This is a genomic window from Bacteroides sp. LFL-34 (assembly GCF_027257075.1).
In the GTDB taxonomy this organism is placed as follows: Bacteria; Bacteroidota; Bacteroidia; order Bacteroidales; family Bacteroidaceae; genus Bacteroides; species Bacteroides ovatus.
Genome location: NZ_JAPQKZ010000022.1, coordinates 68,548 through 92,198 on the forward strand (window position 1 = coordinate 68,548; position 23,651 = coordinate 92,198).

Sequence of the window (23,651 nt, forward strand, 5' to 3'; positions counted from 1 at the left end):
GAAAAGCCTTTAACTGATAATAATAAGTGGTATATAATATATAACTCAATAAAAAACTCGAAAGATGAAAAAATTAGCAATTGCAATGATGTTGGGTATCGCAGCAATGTCTGCCTCCGCCCAGGTGAATTACAAGATGCAAGTGGCTTGCAGCCCGCAAGACGTGAAAACGTATGATACTAACCGCTTGCGCAGTAGCTTCCTGATGGAAAAAGTAATGGTTCCGAACGAAATCAACGTTACTTATTCTATGTACGACCGTCTGATCTTCGGTGGCGCAGTACCTGCAACAAAAGAATTGGTACTTGAAACAATCGACCCGCTGAAATCTAAATTCTTCCTCGAACGCCGCGAACTGGGTGTCATCAACATTGGTGGCGAAGGTATCGTAACCGTAGACGGTAAAGAATATACGCTGAAATTCAAAGATGCCCTGTACGTAGGTAGAGGCAAGCAGAAAGTGACTTTCAAGAGCAAAGATTCCAGCAATCCTGCCAAATTCTACATCAACTCGGCTACTGCCCACAAGGAATACAAGACTCAATTGATTACTATCGACGGACGTAAAGGTTCTCTGAAAGCAAACTCATTCGCTGCCGGAAAGCTGGAAGAAAGCAACGACCGCGTTATCAACCAGTTGATTGTTAACAACGTACTTGAGGAAGGTCCTTGCCAATTGCAGATGGGACTGACAGAGTTGAAACCGGGTAGCGTATGGAACACCATGCCGGCACACACTCACTCTCGTCGTGTAGAAGCATACTTCTACTTCAATGTACCGGCAGGAAATGCTATCTGCCACTTCATGGGCGAACCTCAAGAAGAACGCATCGTATGGATGCAGAACGAGCAGGCTATCATGTCACCGGAATGGTCTATCCACGCTGCTGCCGGAACAAGCAACTACATGTTTATCTGGGGAATGGCAGGTGAAAACCTCGACTACGGAGACATGGACAAGATCAAATATACAGAAATGCGCTAACCGTTGCGTATTCCTGTTCATGCATATAATCAATGATCCGAAAAACTTCATTCTTTTCTCTTGCGGGAGAAAGGGATGAAGTTTTCCGGATTTTACGTATTCTTCCCCCAGAGAACAAATACTCGTTACCTTATTATATATAGGATGTAACAAAATCCAACTATAATGCAACGAATAATACATGATTTTGACCAATTTTTACAAATAAAATTCAGTCGAAATACCGACCTTTGTCAACGAAACAAAATCTATTTAAATCCATTATCATGAATGCATTTCAAAAAACAGGCGAAAAGATGACAAACTACAGATGGACCATCTGTGCTATGCTATTTTTTGCTACTACAGTTAACTATCTCGACCGTCAGGTTCTCTCATTGACGTGGGATGAATTTATCAAACCGGAATTCCACTGGGACGAATCTCACTACGGTACTATTACTTCTGTTTTCTCCATTGTATACGCTATATGTATGCTGTTTGCCGGTCGTTTTGTCGACTGGATGGGAACTAAAAAAGGTTTTCTATGGGCTATCGGTGTATGGTCGGCAGGTGCTTGTCTTCATGCCGTTTGTGGTATTGTTACAGAAGCACAAGTTGGGCTTCATAGCGCAGCAGAACTGGCCGGTGCCACAGGAGATGTGGTAGTGACTATTGCTACGGTCAGTATGTACTGCTTCCTCGCCGCCCGCTGTATCCTCGCTTTAGGAGAAGCCGGTAACTTCCCTGCCGCTATTAAAGTAACCGCAGAGTACTTCCCTAAAAAAGACCGTGCTTATGCTACTTCTATCTTCAATGCCGGTGCATCTATCGGAGCATTGATCGCTCCTCTTACCATTCCTATCCTGGCAAAAATGTTCGGTTGGGAAATGGCATTTATCGTAATTGGTGGACTTGGCTTTATCTGGATGGGATTCTGGGTGTTTATGTATGATGCCCCGTCGAAAAGCAAACATGTCAATCAGGCAGAGCTTGACTACATCGAGCAAGATAATCGCGAAGCAGGCAGTGCTCCAATGACAGACGAAAAAGATGAAAAGAGAATGAAGTTCTGGCAATGTTTCAGCTACAAACAAACATGGGCCTTTGTCTTCGGTAAGTTCATGACTGACGGCGTATGGTGGTTCTTCCTTTTCTGGACTCCGTCTTATCTGAATACACAATTCGGTATCAAAACCTCCGACCCGCTAGGTATGGCGTTGATCTTTACGCTTTATGCAGTGACTATGTTATCTATCTATGGTGGTAAACTACCTACTATCTTCATCAACAGAACAGGCATGAATCCGTATGCAGCCCGTATGAAAGCGATGCTAATCTTCGCCTTCTTCCCGCTGGTTGTACTGTTAGCACAACCGTTAGGTACTGTTTCTCCATGGTTTCCGGTTATCTTAATCGGTATTGGTGGAGCTGCTCATCAATCCTGGTCGGCCAATATATTCTCTACCGTAGGCGATATGTTCCCAAGAACAGCTATTGCAAGTATCACCGGTATAGGTGGTATGGCAGGAGGCGTAGGCTCTATGATTCTTCAGAAAGTGGCAGGTAACTTGTTCGTATATGCTTCCGGAACAACGATGGTTGACGGTCATGAGGTGGAAATGACGAAAGAGTTGTTGGAACAAGGGGCACAATTTGTTCACCCTGCCATGACATTTATGGGCTTCGAAGGTAAACCGGCCGGATATTTCATCATCTTCTGCGTGTGTGCAGTAGCTTATCTGTTGGGTTGGGTTATCATGAAGGCATTAGTTCCGAAATACAAACCTATCGTATTGGATTAAATCTATTCGTACAAATAGAATCGTTAAAAACAAAAGAGTAACTCGTCGCCGAGTTACTCTTTTGTTTTTAACCAATTATTCAAAAAAATGAAAAATGAAAAGAAAAATAAAAAAGCCTCTTCTCACGAAGAAGGCTTTTTAGGTTTACTTATCCTGCATCATCCTCCTGCAAAATTTTTAACCGAAACACTAGAAACAGTGTTTTTGCATTCCTATAATGAAGTATAGTAAACGTTAAGATGAAAAAAAGGGAAGTCTCACGACTTCCACAATTCTTCTAACCTTAAATCTAAATCTCTATGAAAAAAACGTGTTGCAAATATAGGCGTTTGTTCAATATAGAGGTGTTAATGAATTGCATAAAGAGAGAATAAAAACTAACATCTGCAAAAATGATGCAATTTTCAGGAGCCTTCTATTAATTTTAATAAACTTTTATAGAGTGGATTGCGTTCGAGTAGTTCGGGAACTCCTGTAATGAACATCTGTTTTCTTGCACGGGTCAAGGCAACATTCAGTTTCCGGTCGATCAAAACGCCCTCTTCTTCCGTCAGATTGGATAGAAATTTTAATTGATAAGGGTAGTTGACACAGAAGGAATAGATTATTACATCACGTTCGCTTCCCTGGAACCGTTCTACTGTGTCAACTAGAATTCGGTTCAGAGCTGGAATACCTAATGATTCTATTTCTTTTTTTATCAATGCTATCTGACTCCGGTAAGGGGTAATGATTCCTAAAGTACGGGATTCGTCAAAATCTGCCTGATGATCTTCATAAATGCGAACAGCTAAGTCGGCAACAATACGTGCTTCCGAATAGTTGATCTTTGCAGACGCTCCGACCTTCTCCGGCACAGAGGGATAAAAAGCCAAACGACAGATGGTATCGGATGATTCTATTTGGTGAGGTAGGCCGACAGGGATCAGACGCCCTCCATAAAAGGCACGATTAGCAAACAAAGCAACTTCCGGATGCATTCGCCCTTGACGGCACAGCATATCGTAGGAACGTTGAACCGTTGCAGTACAGTTCCGGTAGAGGCGTTCAAACAAGGAATCTTTCAAATTGGTCAACCCGATAGACAGTAAAGATTCATCATAAATGGCCGATTGCTCCGTATTTTGCTGTACCACAGCAGGCAGTTGTTTATGATCTCCGATCAACACAAACTTATCTATTGCATCTTTTCCGTCTTCTCCACGTGCACAGAGAATGCCTAACAACTGCGGTTCCAATATTTGGGTAGCCTCATCAATAATGGCTACATCGAAATGCTTCAAACGAAACAGTTCCGGTTTGCCGGAAATAGCCGCTACCGTTCCCACAATAATCCGACAATTCCGGATGCGTTCATACACTTCCGAACGACGGTTACAAGAGGATAATTCATTTTCAATCAGATGCCCGCGGTAGGCTTCATCACATGATAATTCACTTCCCACACGTATAAAATCAACAGCCGGAGCAATGGAAGCCAGCGACTTGCATATCTCATCGACAGCCCGGTTGGTGTATGAAAGCAAAAGAATCTGCGCATCTTTATCTGCATGAAAAGTCTCTACCATTTTCTTCAGGGCACATGAAGTTTTACCTGTTCCCGGAGGTCCGATAAGAAGGAAATAATCCTGTGCGGCTTTTGCTTTCAGGGCGATTCGCGTAAAATCGTCTTCCGAACGGGAAATCATGGAATCCAATAATTCATCAAAACGAGGAGGACGCTGTGACAACAATAAGTCACGCCGCTCCTTCCTTGCAGAAAGATAAATATATAACCCCTGATACATCGAGCGGAATGTTGTATCCATTGTATCATGTTCTATCGCATAAAGGCTTTCGGCAGGAAGTACGGATGGGTTCTGCTGGGTAGCACGTAAGCGGATACCTATTTCGTTTTCTGTCAGGTATTCAATATTACCCTTGAAAACCATTTTATTGGTAACGTTATCTGTATCGCGGTTACGTTCATAAAGGATAATGGCATCGCCTTGACGGAAATTAGGGAGAGAAGTCTCTGTTTCAAGAGCTTCACTTCTGACAGTCTTACTTGCAGAGGCTTCATTTCCAGTAATATCATTTCCAATAGTTTTATCTCCGGTAATGTCATTTACGGCAGACTCATTCAACAAAGTTTCCCCAGCCTTTTCCTTTTTAAAGAAAGAAAAAGTAAGTCCGGCTTTATGTTCATCGGCCGCATGATTTTCCTTTATTTTCAAATCATAGATGATTTCTCCGGCCTCGCATTTCTCCGCTAATGTAGAAAGCCATAAAGAAGCTGCCCCGGTACGTCCTTCATAATCCACATCACCGGATTTTGAGGTATAAAGTTCCTTTGTAATAAAGTTATACACCGCATAGAAGTAATTCTTTTCCAGTGGAGAAAGAGCTTTCAGTTTCGATTGAAAGTTATCAATAGAGGGACGCAGGTATGTTTCCCAAAAACGTCCTTTCAATCCTCGTTCATTCAAGGTGGAGGCATTGATTTCTTCCAGTTTTTGTGCCGTATATTCCAGACTGTTGCGTAATTGGACGCCATATTCATCGGCCACAATCCGGTTACGCAAATCAATCACCCGACGTACCATCGCCCATGAAGGACGGGAGGGATAAAGAAGCGGATAACGGGTATAAAGCAAATAGGCTTTCACTTTCCGGTGATCCATTCCCATTGAATATTGCAAGACTGCTTGATAAAGTAACATCTGTACTTTATTATTCTCCTTCGGCTCTACCTTGCCCCGAATAGCGTATTCATCCGCCTTGCCGGATTTCATTTCTATGAAAGAAGACATATCCCGCTGCATATAGTCGAGACGTCCCTGAAGTCCGAGTGCTTCACAAATATAAGACGGTTCGAGCACGGCATCCGTCTTGTCCAGTTCATAACCGGCTGCATGAAAGGTATCATTGACCGTTTCACGAATATGATCGAAGTGCAGTTTGCAGTCCTCAAAGAATTGGCGTTCTTTCTCTTTGTCGCGCAAATCGAAACAGGCAGCCAGCTCAATAGGATAACGCCGGAAGGCTTTCTGCATACAGGTACGATAATCTATGTCTTCACTCTTCGCATGAATCCATTCGTCCAGGAAAAGATTGGCTATATTTCCCAGCAACAGAGGCCGGGCATTTTCGATCGGTTGAAGACGGGAAAGAAAATAATTGGCCGGATGATGCCCGTAATCACGGAAACACTCTGCCAAAGAACTGATGTCAAGTAAATAATCCGGTTCGAGTACAATGAAAGAAGGAGTCAGGATTCCCGCCTCATCCACTGCAACATCCAATAAATTGACCTGGGCATGACGCCAAAGCAGTTTGCACGTTTCTGCAAACTCTTCATTGATTTGAGGGATATTATAACGAACTAAATATGGTTTCTCCGAGACTTCGTCCAAGGGAGTCACATACAAATATTGCTCGTCGGCATACTGGAAGCAGACACGCATCCGCTGCACTCGTTCGCGGGCAGGAGGCGCAACCAGGTAGGTGGCATCCGCACGCGGAAGTAGGCGGTATAATTCCAAGGGAATATCCTCTTCCAGGAGTTTACGAATAAAGAAAGCTAATGTTTTCGCATCGCGCAAGAGTTGTTCCCGGTTGGGCTCCTGCTGGCGGTTCAAGATAGCATTCGAAGTGAGCCGGAAAGTATGCAGCCGGTTCTGCTCTGCAACAGAAAGACCGACCTTAGCCGCCACGAAACTGATTCGTGCGGAAAGGTCGGTCATCTGTAAGCTTTCGTTTTGCATTTGCGCGCGACAAATACGCTCCAGCAAGTCGCGCATTTGCTTATATCCTACGGCAAGATGGGTATCTTCCGCCCGGCAAACTGCTAAAAGGATTTCATAAGATTCTATCGCTTCACTCTTCGGACAGGGCAACTTCATCTCCAGCTTCATCTTCAACTTCCTCTTCTGTTTTCTTCTTGTCCTTTATCATCAAAATACTCATCTCGTACAACAGATAAAGCGGAATAGCAACAACACTCAAGGTGAACGGGTCTCCCGTCGGAGTAATAATAGCAGCAGCTATCACTATGACGACAACCGCATGACGGCGGTATTTCCGCAGGAAGGACTTGTTGACCACTCCCATTAAAGAAAGCAACCATGTAACCAATGGAAGTTCAAAAGCCAATCCCATGCAGAGAATCAGCATCATAAAATTGTCGATATAAGAATTGAGCGACAGGATATTCTCCACTTCCGAACTCAACTGATAAGTAGAAAGGAAACGGAGAGTCAACGGATAAACCATAAAGTAGCCCAACAGTACACCGATGAAGAACATCAGTGTTCCGATAGTCAATGCTTTACGCACGCCCTTTCTCTCATTCGGATAAAGGGCGGGATTGATGAAACGCCATATTTCAAAAAAGATATAAGGCATAGCCGTCACCACCGACATCCAAAATGCTGTCGACATGTGAATAAAGAAAGGAGCAGCCAAGTTGATATTGACCAGCTTCACATAAAATTGTTGCGTGAAGAAGTCATCGGTCAAATCAAATGTTTTACCGATATGCCGTAATAAATCGTAGAATATGAAATCATTGTGGCAAGGCGCAAGTATTACATGGTCGAAGAGGTAGGGCATAGCAATAAAATAGCCTATTGCCAATACAAACCAAACTCCAACTACCCGAAAAAGTACCTTACGCAATTCGTCCAAATGATCCCAAAAGGTCATTTCTGCCATCCGTATGTTGTGCTCTTTTAGTTCTTAGAAGGATCTACAGGTTTGTCCAACTCGTCTTTAGCCTTGTTTATTTCATCTTTCGCTTCGTTTACACCGTCTTTGAAGCTCTTTACGCCTTTGCCTAATCCGCGCATCAGTTCAGGAATTTTCTTTCCACCAAAAAGAAGAAGGATAACCAAAGCGATAATAATCCATTCGGAACCACTGGGCAAAAAGCCTAACAATAATAAGTTTGTCATAAGTTTATTTGATATAAGAGGTTTTTAATAGTTGCTGCAAATATAATCATTTTCACCACAGATTACACGGATTCACACAGATTTATAGCTTATCTTTCGATTTATTGCTACTATATATTCTCTTCAATCTGTGTGAATCCGTGTAATCTGTGGTGAATTAATCCTGATAATATACCCGTTTCACCCGTGTCGATATACTTGTCAACACTTCATAAGGAATCGTTTCCAGCTTATCGGACAACATCGTAATCGGCAGATCATCACCGAAGATGATAGCCTGATCGCCTTCCCGACAATCAATATCCGTCACATCAATCATGCAAACGTCCATACAGATATTCCCCACATAAGGAGCTTTCTTTCCGTTCACCAGGCAATAGGCGTTGCCGCGTCCCAAGTGGCGGTTCAGTCCATCCGCATAACCAATAGGAATAGCTGCAATGCGTGAAGGACGTACCAAATGCCCCATCCGGCTATATCCTACCGTATCTTCTTGAGGAACATCCCGGATCTGAAGGATGGTGGTCTTGAGCGTACTTACATTATGTATTATCGAATTGTCTATCGGGCTGACTCCATAAAGTCCGATTCCCAAGCGCACCATATCGTACTGTGCTTCGGGGAAACGCTCGATTCCTGCCGTATTACAGATATGACGGAGAATCTTATGAGAGAAGGCGGCCTGCAATTCTTGCGAACCTTTCTCAAACAATTCAATCTGTCCGCGGGTGAAAGCGTCGAACTGTGACGAATCACTTCCTACAAAATGAGAGAATACCGAACGGGGAATCACCGCGCTCTGATTCTTCAGTCGACGGATAAGCAATGGAATATCCTCCACCGCAAAGCCCAAACGGTGCATACCTGTATCAAGTTTCACATGAATGGGGAAGTTGGTGATTCCTTCTTTCTCCGCAGCTTTGATGAGTGCGTCAAGCAGATGGAAATTATAGACTTCCGGTTCCAGTTTATAATCAAACATGGTTTTGAATGCGGTAAGTTCCGGGTCCATAATGATAATAGAGGCGGTAATGCCTGCCTTGCGGAGTTCGGAACCTTCGTCAGCAACGGCTACGGCCAGATAATCGACATGGTGTTCCTGTAAACTCTTGGCAATTTCATACGAACCGGCTCCGTAAGCTGATGCTTTCACCATACAGATCATCTTTGTTTCCGGATGGCGAAGCATAGAACGGTAATGGTTCAAGTTGGCTACCATCGCTCCGAGATTTACTTCGAGAATGGTTTCATGCACCTTCAATTCGAGGGCTTCGGATACCAGATCAAAGTTGAACACGCGGGAACCTTTCACCAAAATCACTTCCGAATGAAGCGATTTGAGTATATTGGATGCAAGGAGTGCTTCTGTGTTAGGAAAGAAATAGCGTTCGAGATCATCATCAAAACGGGCGGAACAAGAAGATATCTCCTGCCCTACTCCAATCAGTTTATTAATACCTTTACTCTGTACCAATTGTGCCACACGCCGATAAAGCGTAGCGGTACTTTGCCCGGTTTCCAGTATATCCGACAAGATAAGTGTCCGTTTCAAGCCTTTCTTTTCCGAGCGGCGTACAAGGAAATCGAGAGCAATATCCAATGATGCCAAGTCTGAATTATAGCTATCATTAATCAGTACACAGTTATTCTTCCCTTCTTTCACCTCCAGACGCATGGCAATCGGTTCGAGACGGACCATCCGCTCAGTTATCTGGTCGGCAGGTGTCATCAGGTAAAGACAAGCTGCCAGACAATTCAGTGCATTTTCAATGGAAGCGTCATCGATGAAAGGAATACAGAAAGTATTATCCATCTCCAGATAACGATAGGATATAACGGTATGATCTTCTTTCTTGGTCACACGGCTGATATACAACGGGCGTTCAATGTCGGTACGGCTCCAGGCAATCTCACGTGCCGTCAGCATTGATTTTGCGACACAATTGCTGATTAACTCGTTATCACCGTTGTAAATCACGACATCACAGTCTTTGAAAAGCGTCAGCTTTTCCATGCATTTCTCCTGCAAGGAGAAGAAGTTTTCCTGATGGGCACCACCGATATTGGTCAGAATACCAATGGTAGGCTTAATCATTCGTTTCAAAGCTCCCATCTCCCCCATCTCGGAAATGCCGGCTTCGAAAATACCCAGTTCGGCTTCTTCAGAAAGTTGCCACACAGAAAGTGGGACTCCAATCTGCGAATTATAACTGCGTGGAGAACGAACGATGCAACGATCCGGGCTAAGCAACTGGTGCAACCACTCCTTCACAATGGTTTTTCCATTACTGCCGGTGATACCGATCACAGGGATCTTAAATTTATCACGATGTGTTTCGGCAAGCTTCTGCAAAGCTTTCAGAGGATTGGGAACGATGAGGAAGTTGAGAGTTGAGAGCTGAGAATTGAGAGTGGGCTGCGCACCATCATGCTGCATAGAACTCTCAACTCTCAACTCTCCATTCTCAACTTCTTTAAAGTCTTCTTCCGTAATTACAAAATTACGTACGCCCCGGTCATATAAATCGGGGATATAACGGGCTCCGCTATTTCGTTTGGTAGTTAAAGCAAAAAAAAGAGTTTCTTCCGGAAAACTCAAAGAGCGGCTGTCTGTTAGCAGCCAATCAATAGTCGCTTTATGTTTGCCCACACGGCGGGCACCGATACTTTTGGCTATGGATTCAATCGCATATGACATAGTTCTGTTTCTTTTTGAAAATCTAAGTACGGGTATTTTCCGATAAGTCGTTCTATTTTTAACACTATTTGTCCTAAAAAGCGTTGATACGCCTCTGACTCGGGATGAAAAGGCTTGTGCGCCAAGTCCCGGCGGATGTCTTGCACAGCTACGATAACCTGCTTTGTTTCAGAAGAAAAGAAGGTTTCGGAGAAGCGTTCCCACAGGTAACGAATCGCCAGAGGAGACGGATGCAACATATCGTCGGCATAGAAGCGATAATCACGTAATTCGTCCAATATGATTTCATAAGAGGGGAAATAGAACACTCGTTCCGGGAACAGTTGTTGCAATCGGTCGATGGCGAGTAGCAGAGTCGATTTGCTTAACTGGTTGGCGTGCATCCCGTCGCGTATATGACGGATCGGGCTGACTGTAAACAGCCATTTTAGATCCGGATTCCGGGCGGCCATTTCGGTGATGAGTGCTGTATAATCTTCTACAATTTCTTCAACAGACAGCCGGTAACGCAAAAAGTGACTCTCCGGCAATTGATGGCAATTAGCTACCACTTGTCCACTCTCCTTTTGTTTATAAACGTAAGCAGTTCCCATTGTCACTATCAGCCAGTTCAATTCCGGCAGTTTTTTATAAGCATGGTGAAGACGTGAATTTATGGTATGCAATGTCTCTTCGGGCGTAAAAGCAGAAAAAGAGCCATGATGCATCGGGCTATGCCATAAATCTTTGTAGGCAAACAGATCTTGTTTGTTGTATTCCTTATTTCTTATAATCTCCCTCAAAGCAGATGAGACGGATAAAGGATTATAAAGAATACCAAAAGGATTCAGGTCCAGTTGAAATCCGGCATCCATTAATTGTCGCCCGATATTTTCCGCAAAACAGGACCCCATCAGAAGAATATGATCTGCATGACTGACCGACGGCATCCCGGCAGGTAATTCTACAGATGTTTGAAAGTTCATACGATTTTCCATCATTTCATTACGTTTCATGTGCAAAAGTAATCAAAAAACTATTTCCGCCCTCTTTTTCCTCACGATTCAATAATCTTAAGAAGCATAGAAAAACAGATACGTCTTTATACCGGATAAGATTTTATAAAAAAAAGGAGGTCGAATATACTTTCTTTTCGTATTTTTGCACTAAATTTCCTAGAATCATGAATAGTGAACCAACATATAACTTGTTAAACTCCATCAATTACCCCGAAGACCTACGTAAACTAACCGTAGAGCAACTACCGGAAGTATGTGGTGAACTAAGACAAGACATTATTAAAGAACTCTGCTGCAACCCCGGACATTTCGCCGCCAGCCTGGGGACCGTGGAACTAACCGTAGCTCTGCACTACGTCTACAATACACCATACGACCGTATTGTATGGGACGTGGGGCATCAGGCATACGGCCACAAAATTCTTACAGGACGCCGTGAAGCATTTTCCACAAACAGGAAACTCGGTGGAATCCGCCCTTTCCCGTCTCCGGAAGAAAGCGAATATGATACTTTCACGTGCGGACACGCTTCCAATTCTATTTCTGCCGCTCTTGGTATGGCTGTCGCAGCCGCCCGGAAAGGAGACGCCAAACGCCATGTAGTAGCCATTATCGGCGACGGATCAATGAGTGGCGGACTGGCTTTTGAAGGACTGAACAACGCATCTGCCACGTCGAACAACCTGCTCATTATCCTGAATGACAATGATATGGCAATCGACCGCAGCGTAGGAGGCATGAAGCAGTATCTTTTCAACTTAACGACTTCCAACCGCTATAATCAGCTACGTTTCAAGCTCTCGCGCATGCTGTTCAAGCTTGGCATTTTAAACGAAGAACGCCGCAAAGCACTCATCCGTTTCGGAAATAGCCTGAAATCAATGGCGGCACAGCAACAGAATATTTTTGAAGGGATGAATATCCGTTACTTCGGTCCGATAGACGGACACGACGTAAAGAACCTGGCAAGAGTATTACGTGATATCAAAGATATGCAAGGACCTAAAATCCTGCACCTGCATACTATCAAAGGAAAAGGATTCGGTCCGGCAGAGAAACACGCTACCGAATGGCATGCTCCCGGCAAATTCGATCCCGTCACCGGCGAACGTTTCATTGCCAACACCGAAGGAATGCCCCCGCTTTTCCAGGACGTATTCGGAAATACACTGGTGGAACTTGCCGAAGCCAACCCGAAGATTGTCGGTGTCACTCCCGCCATGCCCAGCGGCTGTTCGATGAATATACTAATGGAGAAAATGCCGAAACGCGCTTTCGATGTCGGCATTGCCGAAGGACATGCGGTTACCTTCTCCGGAGGGATGGCTAAAGACGGACTGCAACCGTTCTGCAATATCTATTCTTCTTTTATGCAACGGGCGCATGATAATATCATCCACGACGTAGCGATTCAGAATCTCCCAGTTGTTTTGTGTCTCGACCGCGCCGGATTGGTTGGCGAAGACGGTCCTACTCATCACGGAGCTTTTGATATGGCATGTTTACGCCCGATCCCCAACCTGACTATCAGTTCCCCGATGGACGAACATGAATTACGTCGCCTGATGTATACTGCACAATTGCCGGACAAGGGACCGTTCGTGATCCGTTATCCCCGTGGACGCGGTGTACTGGTAGACTGGAAGTGTCCGCTGGAAGAAATTCCGGTAGGAAAAGGACGGAAACTAAAAGAGGGTAGCGACCTTGCAGTGATTACTATCGGACCGATAGGAAACGTAGCCGCCCGTGCCATCACCCGGGCAGAAGCAGATTTAGGTCTGTCCATCGCCCATTACGATTTACGATTCCTGAAACCGCTGGATGAAGAGTTGTTGCATGAGGCAGGACGTAAATTCCAACGTATCCTGACTATCGAAGACGGAATTATCAAAGGCGGTATGGGTAGCGCTGTCCTCGAATTTATGGCAGACAACGAATACAAACCGACCGTGAAGCGTATCGGTATCCCTAATATATTTGTAGAACATGGGGCAGTTGCCGAACTATACCAACTGTGCGGCATGGATGAAGAAGGGATTCTGACTAAAATAAAAGAATTTATCAATTGACATGAAGATTATTATTGCCGGTGCCGGCAACGTAGGCACCCATTTGGCCAAACTGTTATCGCGCGAAAAGCAAGATATTATCTTGATGGATGATGACGAAGAGAAACTAAGTGCTCTTAGCGCCAACTTTGACTTGCTGACTGTTGCCGCTTCTCCTTCTTCCATCTCCGGATTGAAAGAAGTGGGCGTCAAAGAAGCCGACCTGTTCATCGCAGTCACACCGGACGAAAGCCGCAACATGACTGCCTGTATGCTGGCTACCAACCTGGGAGCCAAAAAGACAGTGGCGCGTATCGACAACTATGAATATCTTCTACCCAAAAATAAAGAGTTTTTCCAGAAGCTGGGAGTAGATTCGCTGATTTACCCGGAAATGCTGGCTGCTAAAGAAATCGTATCTTCCATGCGCATGAGCTGGGTACGCCAATGGTGGGAATTCTGTGGAGGTTCGCTGGTTCTGATTGGTACGAAGATGCGCGAAAAGGCTGAAATCCTGAATATACCGCTGCACCAATTAGGCGGTCCCAACATTCCTTACCATGTAGTAGCCATCAAACGCGGAACGGAAACGATTATCCCTCGCGGAGACGATGTTATTAAATTGCATGATATTGTTTATTTCACCACTACCCGCAAATACATTCCTTATATACGTAAGATAGCCGGCAAAGAAGACTATGCCGACGTACGCAATGTAATGATTATGGGAGGTAGCCGTATCGCAGTCCGTACCGCACAATATGTGCCGGACTATATGCAGGTGAAAATAGTGGATAATGACCTGAACCGTTGCAACCGTCTGACAGAGCTACTGGATGACAAAACAATGATTATCAATGGAGACGGTCGCGACATGGATCTGCTTATCGAAGAAGGGCTAAAGAATACCGAAGCATTTGTAGCCCTGACCGGCAACTCGGAAACGAATATCCTTGCCTGTCTCGCCGCCAAACGTATGGGAGTGGAAAAGACGGTGGCAGAAGTGGAGAACATCGACTATATTGGTATGGCAGAGAGTCTTGACATCGGCACAGTTATCAATAAAAAAATGATTGCTGCCAGCCATATCTACCAAATGATGTTGGACGCCGACGTGTCTAATGTGAAATGCCTGACTTTTGCCAATGCGGACGTTGCAGAATTCACCGTACCGGAAGGGGCCAAAATAACCAAACACCTGATTAAAGACCTGGGACTTCCCAAAGGCACCACCATCGGAGGAATGATCCGTAACGGAGAAGGTATCCTGGTGACAGGTGATACGCAAATCCGCCCCGGCGACCATGTAGTCGTATTCTGCCTAAGCATGATGATTAAAAAGATTGAGAAGTTCTTTCACTAAGTATCAACAAATACTTGTATATGATTAACTCGAAGATGATATTCCGGATTCTGGGTTTTCTGCTTCTAATAGAAACAGTTATGCTATTATGTTGTGGGGGTGTTTCTCTTTTTTATAAGGAGAATGACTTGCAGAGTTTTCTGGTTTCATCGGCTATTACCACTAGCATCGGTATTCTGTTGCTCGCCATCGGGAAAGACGCAGTGAAATCCCTGAATCGCCGTGATGGATATGTCATAGTCAGTGTAGCATGGGTCACCTTTTCCCTTTTCGGAATGTTACCTTATTATATAGGAGGGTATATCCCAAGTGTTACGGATGCATTTTTTGAAACGATGTCCGGGTTCAGCAGTACGGGTGCCACCATCTTGAATAATATAGAGTCAATGCCTCATGGAATACTTTTTTGGCGGGCTATGACACAATGGATAGGCGGTTTGGGTATTGTATTCTTCACCATTGCCGTTCTACCGATTTTCGGTGTGGGCGGGATTCAGGTGTTTGCAGCAGAAGCCAGCGGTCCTACTCATGACAAAGTGCATCCCCGTATTGGTATCACTGCCAAATGGATTTGGGGTATTTATGCCGGAATGACAGGGACATTGATTGTCTTATTAGTATTTGGAGGTATGAGTGTGTTTGACAGTATATGCCATGCTTTCACGACAACCAGCACTGGCGGATTTTCTACCAAACAAGCAAGTATCGAATATTACCACTCACCCTATATAGATTATGTAATCTCTATTTTCATGTTTCTTTCGGGCATCAACTTCACGCTATTACTGTTGATGTTCAATGGAAAAATAAAGAAGTTCATTCATGATGCAGAGCTAAAATTCTATTTCTGGTGTGTTTCTTTCTTTACTATATTTATTGCAGTCTGGCTTCATCAGACTTCTTCTATGGAGATAGAAGAGGCGTTCCGTAAATCACTTTTCCAAGTGATTTCCTTGCAAACTTCTACGGGATTTGCCACAGCCGATTATATGCTTTGGCCTTCTATCCTTTGGGGATGCCTTGTAATAGTGATGATCATCGGAGCCTGTGCCGGCAGTACAACAGGAGGTATAAAATGTATTCGTATGGTTATCCTGTTTCAGGTTGTGAAAAACGAATTCAAACATATTCTTCACCCTAATGCCGTGCTCCCGGTGCGAGTTAACAAACAGGTTATTTCTCCTTCCATCCAGTCTACAGTATTGGCCTTTACTTTTTTATATGCAGTCATCGCTATCATCAGCATACTTATCATGATGGGGCTGGGAGTCAGTTTTCTGGAATCAATCGGAACCGTAATCTCAAGTATGGGTAATATGGGACCGGGACTCGGTACATGCGGCCCGGCTTTTTCATGGAGTCAATTGCCTGATGCCGCCAAATGGCTGCTTTCTTTTTTAATGCTCTTGGGACGTTTGGAATTGTTTACAGTATTACTACTTTTCACTTCCGATTTCTGGAAAAAGAATTAAGAATTCAATAAAGGTAGTCTCTTTAATGCAAAAGCTACAATAAGGAGTACATTATCAGGCTATTACAAAGAGTACTTATCTATTCATATATTCTCAACGATTCTCACCGTAATGAGAAAAAATACTCATCGCAATGAGAAAAAGTTCTCATTACAGTGAGAATTCTTTCTCATTACGGTGAGTATTCTATCGTATTTGTACGTTGTTATCACATCATATCTTTCTAAGTAAAATCTTTCTTACAACAGGCTTATTTATTTCATAAATCTTATTGATAAGAACATCCATTTCCTGTTGGCGAGCATCACGGACAGCTTCAAACATCATCTTTGAATACATATCACGACGTCCCTTCAACCAAACGTTTTTATCCAAGTTTTCATCCATCACCTCGATCGCTTTTCTGTCGTCAGCATACAGCAATCCCTTTTGCTGGAAAAAGCCGAATTCACACCACGCATATTCTCTGAATGTTCTTTCAATTTCCCAACGATATTCATTCAGGTGCATCACCGTCAATGCTTGTTGGTATTGGGGAGTTTTGGATTCAGCAGCAAGATTAATGCCCTTTGCCAGTTCATCTCCACTCCAGGTTCCAATTTCTTCATCGTCTATCAACAACTTATAATTGCCTTTCAGTCCTGTTACTTTCAACGTTTCACGGTTCATCTCTTCCATAAAAGGAACAACTTTCAGCACTTCTGCCTGGCTCTTTTTCTGTCCCCAACCACGAGCAATAGTATCTAAAGGATAAGGAAGAGCTTCTGCCAAATAGTCAAAACTCAAATCTTTTCCATTCTTCTTTATATTTGAAACGGTACAATTTTCCGACTTAACGGCTTGTTTTTTATTAGCATTAATCTCCATATCCGCTACTTCTTTACCTACAAATCCCTGGGCTTTCAGGAAAAGATAGGTCATCACCATGTGTCCGTCGTTATCGGGATGAATACGGTCACTGCCACAAAGGGTAAAGGTAGGATCTTTCTGCTGATATTGCTGATTAATAGCTGTCATAGGAGCATTTAAATCGGTAAATTCCCAATTATTCTTAGCTGCCGATTCTTTCTGATATTCAACAAGCCGTTTGATAGTTTCATTTTTTGTCTTGAACGGTGTATTCTCTTTCAGTTGTACGGTTTCATCATACGGAGAAGTTCCGACCATCACGATACGGGTATCAGGAAGATCTTTAAAACGTTTCTCCATCTGCTGGTAATTCTTTATACTTTCCTGATATTTCTGCTCACCGAATTCTTTGGGCTTATCACCGTTATATTCAAAATATCCGGAATCATTCATACCAAAAGTAACCATCAACACGGAAGGTTTCATCGCAAAAATATCACCATCCAGGCGTTTATTCATATCATACGCCGTATCTCCACCAATACCACCGTTGAAAACACGGATAGGCATATCCGGAAAACGAGTCATATAATATAACCAGATGTATGAATGGTAATGCCCACCATCCGTTATACTATTTCCCAGGAACACTGCTCTCTCACCCTCCTTAAAAGGTTTCACAGTTTGTGCAAACGCAGCAGTACATGTCATACAAGCCGCTGCAATCAATACAAAAAGTTTTTTCATGTCTTAATTTCTATTTTATAAACTGTTATTTTCATTATGAACGTTTTCTTTATTTTTTGAGAGGATCATATACGGCAACTGCCACGCGTGAATCGGCACAGCCATAATATAAGAACCATTTCTGATTGTGGAATACAAGCCCTTCTATAAATACGGTTCCGGCTGGATATTGTCCGCTCTTTTCAAAGTCTGATTCGGGAATATAGAAAGGTTTATCCAAGCGATCGATTAGTTTAGTAGGATCTTTGGCATCAAATAAGGCTTGTCCGGCGCAATAAGAGTTGGCTGTATACAGTGTGTCTCCTTCTGCGCCCGATTTATTTTTGCCGTTATAAAGCAGCAAGATTCCTTTGTCAGTCAGGATGGCAGGAGGACCACATTCGGTCAGGTCACTGTCGAACTTACCTGCGCGGGGAACCATCACTTTCAGGAATTCTCCATTTTCATCCAACATCGGTTCCCAGTTGACAAGGTCTGTGGAAGTGGCTACATTCACAAACTTTTCTCCCCAGTACATCCAGTATTTGCCGTCAATCTTGGCAATCACTTGTTTGCCGTCGATTAATTGGGTTACGATAGAGGCAGATTTGGAAAATTCATCTATGAATCTTCCGTTGTATGCTTTTGCGAAAGCCGGTCCATGTTTTTCCCACGTTTGAAGATCGCGCGAGGTAGCCACTGCCAAACGCGCCTGTTTGCGGTTCCATTGTGTGTAATGCATTACGTAAAGTCCGTCTTTTGTTACGGCAACACGTGGGTCTTCGCAACCGCCGGGATTTTCCAGTTCTTTCTGACTATCGTCTGCCGGATAAAATACAGGTACGGACATTCGTTTGAAGTGTAGTCCGTCGTCAGAAGAGGCATATCCCAGACGGGAGGTACGTGATCCGATACCGGTTGCCGAATTGTCTTCAGCCCGGTAGAGGACTACTACTTTCCCATCATAAACAGTAGCAGCGGGATTAAACGTATCACTCGCTTCCCATGCTACTGAATCCTGTCTCATCGGACAATAGAAAAAGGTAGTAGTGTCAGGAGAAATAATCGGATTAATACCTTCCGGACGCTGGAAATCTGCCCACGCCCAATCCGGGAACTCTGCTGTTTGCTTCTTCTCGCCACAGGAAGTGATTAATGCGGCAGCCATCAGTAGATAAGCTATGTTTTGTAGTTTTCTTTTCATTTTCACGTTTGATGTTATAAATAAGTGCTCTTACAAAATTATCTTATATCATAAATTCATATACCTCGTTGATTTGCTTTAAGGAAAAGAGGGAGGCGTCACTTTAGTTCCCCACTTCACGTCAGGCTTGGACGAGGTAGTGTATTCTATTGTAGCCCCATTATTCAGTTGGTCCCAATCGATCCATGTACTGTCATACGGTTTACCGTTTAGCTTCATGGACTTGATATAAATATTCTTTTCCGAACCGCCTTTTATCACTATATCCCCTTTCTTCAAATGAACTTTCACGGATGAGAATATCGGAGTGTTCACCGTAAAGCCTCCCACTCCCGGTATTTCGGGATAAAGACCGATACAAGCGAACACATACCAGGCGCCCATCGTCCCTAAATCATCATTGCCCGGCAGACCATCAATTTTACTTGAATACTGTTCATTCAATACACGGTTAATAATCTCCTGTGCTTTATAGGGAGTTCCTACCCAGTTGTATATCCAGGGAATGTGGAAGCTCGGTTCATTGCCGGAAGCGAACCAGGCATCATTATAACCGGCATCCAAGCGGGTAAAGAATTCATCCAGGCGTTTTTCTGCCGCTGCTTTGCCTCCGATGATTTCTATCAGCCCGGCAATATCGTATGGCACCATCCAGAAATAATTCTTATAGGTCGATTCACGGAAATCTTCAGTCAGTGGTTTCCACGAACCATCCGGATTACGTGATTGCAACCATCCGGTTTCCGGGTTATACAGATTCTTCCATGAACGTGCAAAATGGAAATAACGCCAACTTGCAAACTCATCTCCTACGGCATGTAAGGCAAATTGTGCGATTGCAAAATCAGCGGAAGTATATTCTAGTTGTATAGAAGCGTTGTAATATCCTTTATCCAAATACTGTTTCAGTCCCGGACGAGCCTCAACCTCCTGTGACATTGCTCCCGGTTCTTCCGCTCCTTTTCTCATGGTTTTGAAAATCGGTTTCGGGTCATAATTGCGGGCACCAAAAGCGTAAGCATTGGATATTAGGATAGGAGTCGGATCTCCTTGCATCACGCCGGTCTCTATATTAGCCATCACCCAACGCGGGAAAGCACCACCAGCTTCTTCGGCAAACAATTGGTGAGAAATAACAATATCAGAGGCTACTTCAGGATCAAGGATTGATAATAGTTGAATCTGTGTACGATAGGTATCCCAGTTGCTAAAAGAAGTATAGTGCTTGGAACGGGATTTATGCACTCTGAAGTCAGCTCCCATGTATTCTCCGTTCACATCGCTGCATACATTCGGGTGAATGAATGAACGATACAGATGAGTATAAAATTGAGTGGTACGATCCGGATTGGTTCCTTCTACTTCAATCTTACCCAAATAATGATTCCATTTGGATTCTGCCTGATTCTGAATCTGCAGGAAATCCCATCCGGTATTCTCCGCTTTCAGATTCTCGCGTGCATTTTCTACTGATACATAAGAAACCCCAATCTTATATTGGATATTTTTCTTCTTATTTACATCAAAAGTAAAATAGACTCCGGAGTATTCTCCTTCAGCAAAAGTCGTGTTCGGCTTCAGTTCATCTCTTTTCCATGTTCCCGATTCCAACGCATCCGTATCAAACTCTGCTACAAAATAGACTTTATACGGTGTACGGAGTCCACAGAAATTACCGCCTTCTGCATATCCTTCACACTTATTCGGTGCAGTAATGACGATGGCGGCTTGATCTATCGGAGTTGCGGAAATGCCTCCACCGATAATTACCGTACCATATTGCTGATCTGCCGGATATTCATAACTCGCCATACCGGTTCTTTCGGTTACTGTCAGTTTTGCATGAATATCTTCCTGCACCTTTGCTTCATAATAACCGGCGTGTCCTTTTTCTTCAGAAATATTGATGCGGTAGTTGAGAATATTGTCCGGAGACATCTTCAGTTTACCTTTTACCGGAAAAGTGGGAAAGTTGCCCATGTGTTCGCAACCGCCACCACTCAACTGATTGATGACGAATCCGGAACGTTTGGAAAAATAAGAGGGGGTGAACTGCACCATTCCATAAGGATAGGTGGCTCCGGGATAAAGATATCCCGAAGTCAAACCCACGCCCTTCGTTCCTATTAGGGTATTTACCTGACGGGCATAATTACTCCCAGCGCTCTGCGCCGAGAGACTCCCCCACCCTCCAATCAAAACCAATAATAAACCTGTTAAAATTTTATTTTTCATACTGTATTCTTCTTATATCTTTTTAGTTTCTTATTCTTTCGACAATGAGAAAGGAGCAGCATACTTCGACGTACATCGTTCTTTATTCGGTTGACTTCCCATTTCAAAACGGATAATTCCTCCGTCTGCTATATCGTCGTATCTGATAAAATTCTTATTCAACACACGTCCATTTAAGGTAGCAGACTGGATATAGAGATTCTCTTTACTATTGTTATCCGCTTCAATCACGAATTTATTACCGTTTTCCATCGTTATAGTAGCTTTCTTAAATAACGGACTGCCAATTACATACTCATCCGTACCCGGACAAACGGCATAAATGCCTAATGAGCTCAAGATATACCATGATGACATACCACCCTGGTCTTCGTCTCCCGGATATCCTCTTTCTGTGGAATTATACAATCTTTCAACGATCTGGCGTACCCAATACTGTGTTTTCCATGGCTGGCCGGCATAGCTATACAAATAAGGCATGTGCTGAATCGGCTGATTGCCGTGTGCATATTGTCCCATACCCGCCAATTCCATTTCTTTCATTTCATGGATCACTCCTCCGTAAGTTCCCGGTTTAATAGTGCAGGGAAGGGTGAATACCGAATCCATTTTGGTCGTAAATCTTTGGTCGCTTCCGAACAAGTCTATTAATCCTTCTACATCATGGAATACGGACCAGGTATAATGCCAGGCATTACCTTCGCAGAAAGGTCCACCCCACTCCAATGGGTCAAACGGTTCCTGCCATTTACCATCAACGCCTTTTCCACGCATAAAACCGATAGACGGATCGAATACGTTTTTATAATTATACATCTGACGGGCAAAGACTTCCTGATAGTGTTTGTTTCCGGTCATTTTAGCCAGTTGGTAGCCACAGAAATCATCGTATGCATATTCCATTGTCTGTGCACTCGATCCCATTGATTCCGGATAAGGAACATATCCCAGTTCAAAATATTCTTTCCAGAAACCACGTCCGTTGGCACCTCCCCAAGGACCTTTATTCATGGCTTCGTGCGCGTATGCTTTTAAGGCTTTCTCCGGATCAAAAGTCCGAATCCCTTTTGCCCACGCATCTGCCAGCAACGAAATGGAATGATTGCCCAACATTCCTCCTGTTTCTCCGGGTGCTGACCAGGAAGGTAACCATCCGCATTGTTCTTGTGCGGCAAGCAAGGCATTCATGTAACGTCCCTGCATGGTAGGATGAAGAATATTAGTTAATGGAAATTGAGAACGGAAAGTGTCCCAGAAGCCATTATCTGTATACATATATCCGTCATATACTTTGCCATCATAAGGACTATAATAATAAGGTTCTCCGTTCGCTTTACGTTCATAGAATTTGCGTGAGAAGAGATTGGCACGGAACAGGCAGGAATAGAAAGTCTTCATTTGTTCGTCTGTTCCACCTTCTACCTGGATTCTGTTCAATAATTCATTCCACGTTTTATGTCCACGTATTTTGGTGGCTTCCAAATTCTTATCTTTACCCAGTTCGTCGTTCAGTGTAATCACAGCCTGCTCTGCGCTGATATAGGAAGAGGCAGCCTTTGCCTGTACTTTCGATCCTTTCTTAAATTTGATATAAGCACCATAGCCTTTGCCTTCTCCTTCCAACTTTTTAGGATAAATCTCATCTTTCTGATTTTCCCACATACCGTAATCCTCAAATGCTTTATCGAACTGCACTACAAAGTAGCTACGGAATGTCTTAGAGTTATTTACAAAACGTTGGTTATTCACCCAACCGGAGATTTGTCTCTTTGCCGGATCAATCTTAATTTCACTCATATCCGTATATCCGTCAATTACCAGATAGGCGTCTTCGGTAGAGGGATAAGAAAAGCGTAAATGTACACCACGAGTAGTTGGAGCCATCTCGGTTGTAATTCCATTATCCAGCATCACTTTATAATAATGCGGCTTGGCTATTTCATTATCATGGCTGAACTTCGTTGCCCGCATCTCCTGATTTACAACTAATTTCCCCACCATCGGCATAAAGGAATACACTGCATAATCACTCATCCACGGACTGCATTGGTGAGACTGGCAGAATCCTCTGATATTATCTACCGCATATTGATATTTCCAGCCTTCTCCATTTTTCCCTGTTTGGGCAGACCATGTATGCATGGCATAAGGCATACCGGTAGTAGGGTATGTATTTCCATAACTTAATCCGAAATGAGAGTCGGTACCTTGCAGTGTATTGACATATTGCACAAGGTCTTTCATTTGGGCATATATACCTGTTGAGAAAAAAGAGAAGATCACTAAATAAATGAGTTTGTTCATGGTTCTTTTTTTATGTGTTACATCTATTTCACTTGGCAAATCGAAACAACT

At 43.6% G+C, this 23,651-nt stretch carries 15 protein-coding genes; 6 read left to right on the plus strand and 9 right to left on the minus strand.

What is annotated here, in order from left to right; translation table 11 throughout:
• The first annotated feature begins 64 nt into the window (after nt 1–64).
• The 3 genes from kduI to N5O98_RS14505 all read left to right on the plus strand — a co-directional run bounded on the left by kduI (nt 65) and on the right by N5O98_RS14505 (nt 2,997).
• Complete coding sequence (gene kduI / locus N5O98_RS14495) at nt 65–985, plus strand: 5-dehydro-4-deoxy-D-glucuronate isomerase (protein WP_004315058.1); 921 nt, start codon at nt 65–67, stop codon at nt 983–985.
• 266 nt (nt 986–1,251) lie between these two features.
• On the plus strand, nt 1,252–2,769 hold the full coding sequence (locus N5O98_RS14500) for an MFS transporter (RefSeq protein ID WP_008642154.1): 1,518 nt from the start codon (nt 1,252–1,254) through the stop codon (nt 2,767–2,769).
• Between the two features lie 87 nt (nt 2,770–2,856).
• Nucleotides 2,857–2,997, plus strand: a complete 141-nt coding sequence (locus N5O98_RS14505) for a hypothetical protein (protein WP_153882606.1) — start codon at nt 2,857–2,859, stop codon at nt 2,995–2,997.
• A 176-nt stretch (nt 2,998–3,173) separates the two neighbouring features.
• Here N5O98_RS14505 and N5O98_RS14510 read toward each other — a convergent pair whose 3' ends face one another.
• The 5 genes from N5O98_RS14510 to N5O98_RS14530 all read right to left on the minus strand — a co-directional run bounded on the left by N5O98_RS14510 (nt 3,174) and on the right by N5O98_RS14530 (nt 11,396).
• Complete coding sequence (locus N5O98_RS14510) at nt 3,174–6,665, minus strand: AAA domain-containing protein (protein ID WP_118161407.1); 3,492 nt, start codon at nt 6,663–6,665, stop codon at nt 3,174–3,176.
• On the minus strand, nt 6,628–7,464 hold the full coding sequence (gene tatC / locus N5O98_RS14515; protein ID WP_004301498.1) for a twin-arginine translocase subunit TatC: 837 nt from the start codon (nt 7,462–7,464) through the stop codon (nt 6,628–6,630). Before tatC ends, N5O98_RS14510 begins: the two co-directional genes overlap by 38 nt.
• 17 nt (nt 7,465–7,481) lie before the next feature.
• Complete coding sequence (gene tatA / locus N5O98_RS14520; RefSeq protein ID WP_004301497.1) at nt 7,482–7,703, minus strand: twin-arginine translocase TatA/TatE family subunit; 222 nt, start codon at nt 7,701–7,703, stop codon at nt 7,482–7,484.
• A gap of 157 nt (nt 7,704–7,860) precedes the next feature.
• Entirely contained in the window at nt 7,861–10,401 is a 2,541-nt protein-coding gene (locus N5O98_RS14525) for a bifunctional UDP-N-acetylmuramoyl-tripeptide:D-alanyl-D-alanine ligase/alanine racemase (RefSeq protein WP_118161408.1), read from the minus strand.
• Complete coding sequence (locus N5O98_RS14530) at nt 10,377–11,396, minus strand: GSCFA domain-containing protein (protein WP_229127985.1); 1,020 nt, start codon at nt 11,394–11,396, stop codon at nt 10,377–10,379. The genes N5O98_RS14525 and N5O98_RS14530 overlap by 25 nt, the downstream gene beginning before the upstream one ends.
• Before the next feature lie 167 nt (nt 11,397–11,563).
• On the opposite strand from N5O98_RS14530, the gene dxs reads away from it, so the two are divergent.
• From dxs to N5O98_RS14545, 3 genes are read left to right on the plus strand one after another with little or no spacing between them, the layout of a single operon-like run.
• Entirely contained in the window at nt 11,564–13,468 is a 1,905-nt protein-coding gene (dxs, locus tag N5O98_RS14535; protein WP_004301493.1) for a 1-deoxy-D-xylulose-5-phosphate synthase, read from the plus strand.
• Nucleotide 13,469: 1 nt separating this feature from the next.
• Nucleotides 13,470–14,810, plus strand: a complete 1,341-nt coding sequence (gene trkA / locus N5O98_RS14540; RefSeq protein WP_004301492.1) for a Trk system potassium transporter TrkA — start codon at nt 13,470–13,472, stop codon at nt 14,808–14,810.
• Between the two features lie 20 nt (nt 14,811–14,830).
• Nucleotides 14,831–16,282, plus strand: a complete 1,452-nt coding sequence (locus N5O98_RS14545; protein WP_118161409.1) for a TrkH family potassium uptake protein — start codon at nt 14,831–14,833, stop codon at nt 16,280–16,282.
• A 213-nt stretch (nt 16,283–16,495) separates the two neighbouring features.
• Here the strand turns inward: N5O98_RS14545 and N5O98_RS14550 are convergent, their stop codons facing one another.
• The 4 genes from N5O98_RS14550 to N5O98_RS14565 form a co-directional block, all read right to left on the minus strand.
• A complete protein-coding gene (locus tag N5O98_RS14550; protein ID WP_118161410.1) occupies nt 16,496–17,878 on the minus strand; it encodes an SGNH/GDSL hydrolase family protein in 1,383 nt (460 codons plus the stop codon).
• Between the two features lie 49 nt (nt 17,879–17,927).
• The gene (locus tag N5O98_RS14555; RefSeq protein ID WP_061448034.1) at nt 17,928–19,061 is read right to left on the minus strand and encodes a glycoside hydrolase family 130 protein; all 1,134 of its coding nucleotides are present in this window, start codon (nt 19,059–19,061) and stop codon (nt 17,928–17,930) included.
• A gap of 78 nt (nt 19,062–19,139) precedes the next feature.
• Complete coding sequence (locus N5O98_RS14560) at nt 19,140–21,296, minus strand: GH92 family glycosyl hydrolase (protein ID WP_004309399.1); 2,157 nt, start codon at nt 21,294–21,296, stop codon at nt 19,140–19,142.
• A gap of 30 nt (nt 21,297–21,326) precedes the next feature.
• On the minus strand, nt 21,327–23,600 hold the full coding sequence (locus N5O98_RS14565) for a GH92 family glycosyl hydrolase (protein ID WP_004309398.1): 2,274 nt from the start codon (nt 23,598–23,600) through the stop codon (nt 21,327–21,329).
• Between the last annotated feature and the right edge of the window lie 51 nt (nt 23,601–23,651).

What these genes read in the sequence shown, in the direction of transcription:
- N5O98_RS14505 (WP_153882606.1), top strand. Translation starts at nt 2,857, where the DNA reads ATGAAAAATGAAAAGAAAAATAAAAAAGCCTCTTCTCACGAAGAAGGC.
- dxs (WP_004301493.1), top strand. Translation starts at nt 11,564, where the DNA reads ATGAATAGTGAACCAACATATAACTTGTTAAACTCCATCAATTACCCC.
- N5O98_RS14500 (WP_008642154.1), top strand. Translation starts at nt 1,252, where the DNA reads ATGAATGCATTTCAAAAAACAGGCGAAAAGATGACAAACTACAGATGG.
- N5O98_RS14525 (WP_118161408.1), bottom strand. Translation starts at nt 10,401, where the DNA reads ATGTCATATGCGATTGAATCCATAGCCAAAAGTATCGGTGCCCGCCGT.
- tatC (WP_004301498.1), bottom strand. Translation starts at nt 7,464, where the DNA reads ATGGCAGAAATGACCTTTTGGGATCATTTGGACGAATTGCGTAAGGTA.
- N5O98_RS14530 (WP_229127985.1), bottom strand. Translation starts at nt 11,396, where the DNA reads ATGAAACGTAATGAAATGATGGAAAATCGTATGAACTTTCAAACATCT.
- N5O98_RS14565 (WP_004309398.1), bottom strand. Translation starts at nt 23,600, where the DNA reads ATGAACAAACTCATTTATTTAGTGATCTTCTCTTTTTTCTCAACAGGT.
- trkA (WP_004301492.1), top strand. Translation starts at nt 13,470, where the DNA reads ATGAAGATTATTATTGCCGGTGCCGGCAACGTAGGCACCCATTTGGCC.
- kduI (WP_004315058.1), top strand. Translation starts at nt 65, where the DNA reads ATGAAAAAATTAGCAATTGCAATGATGTTGGGTATCGCAGCAATGTCT.
- tatA (WP_004301497.1), bottom strand. Translation starts at nt 7,703, where the DNA reads ATGACAAACTTATTATTGTTAGGCTTTTTGCCCAGTGGTTCCGAATGG.
- N5O98_RS14555 (WP_061448034.1), bottom strand. Translation starts at nt 19,061, where the DNA reads ATGAAAAGAAAACTACAAAACATAGCTTATCTACTGATGGCTGCCGCA.
- N5O98_RS14545 (WP_118161409.1), top strand. Translation starts at nt 14,831, where the DNA reads ATGATTAACTCGAAGATGATATTCCGGATTCTGGGTTTTCTGCTTCTA.
- N5O98_RS14510 (WP_118161407.1), bottom strand. Translation starts at nt 6,665, where the DNA reads ATGAAGCTGGAGATGAAGTTGCCCTGTCCGAAGAGTGAAGCGATAGAA.
- N5O98_RS14550 (WP_118161410.1), bottom strand. Translation starts at nt 17,878, where the DNA reads ATGAAAAAACTTTTTGTATTGATTGCAGCGGCTTGTATGACATGTACT.
- N5O98_RS14560 (WP_004309399.1), bottom strand. Translation starts at nt 21,296, where the DNA reads ATGAAAAATAAAATTTTAACAGGTTTATTATTGGTTTTGATTGGAGGG.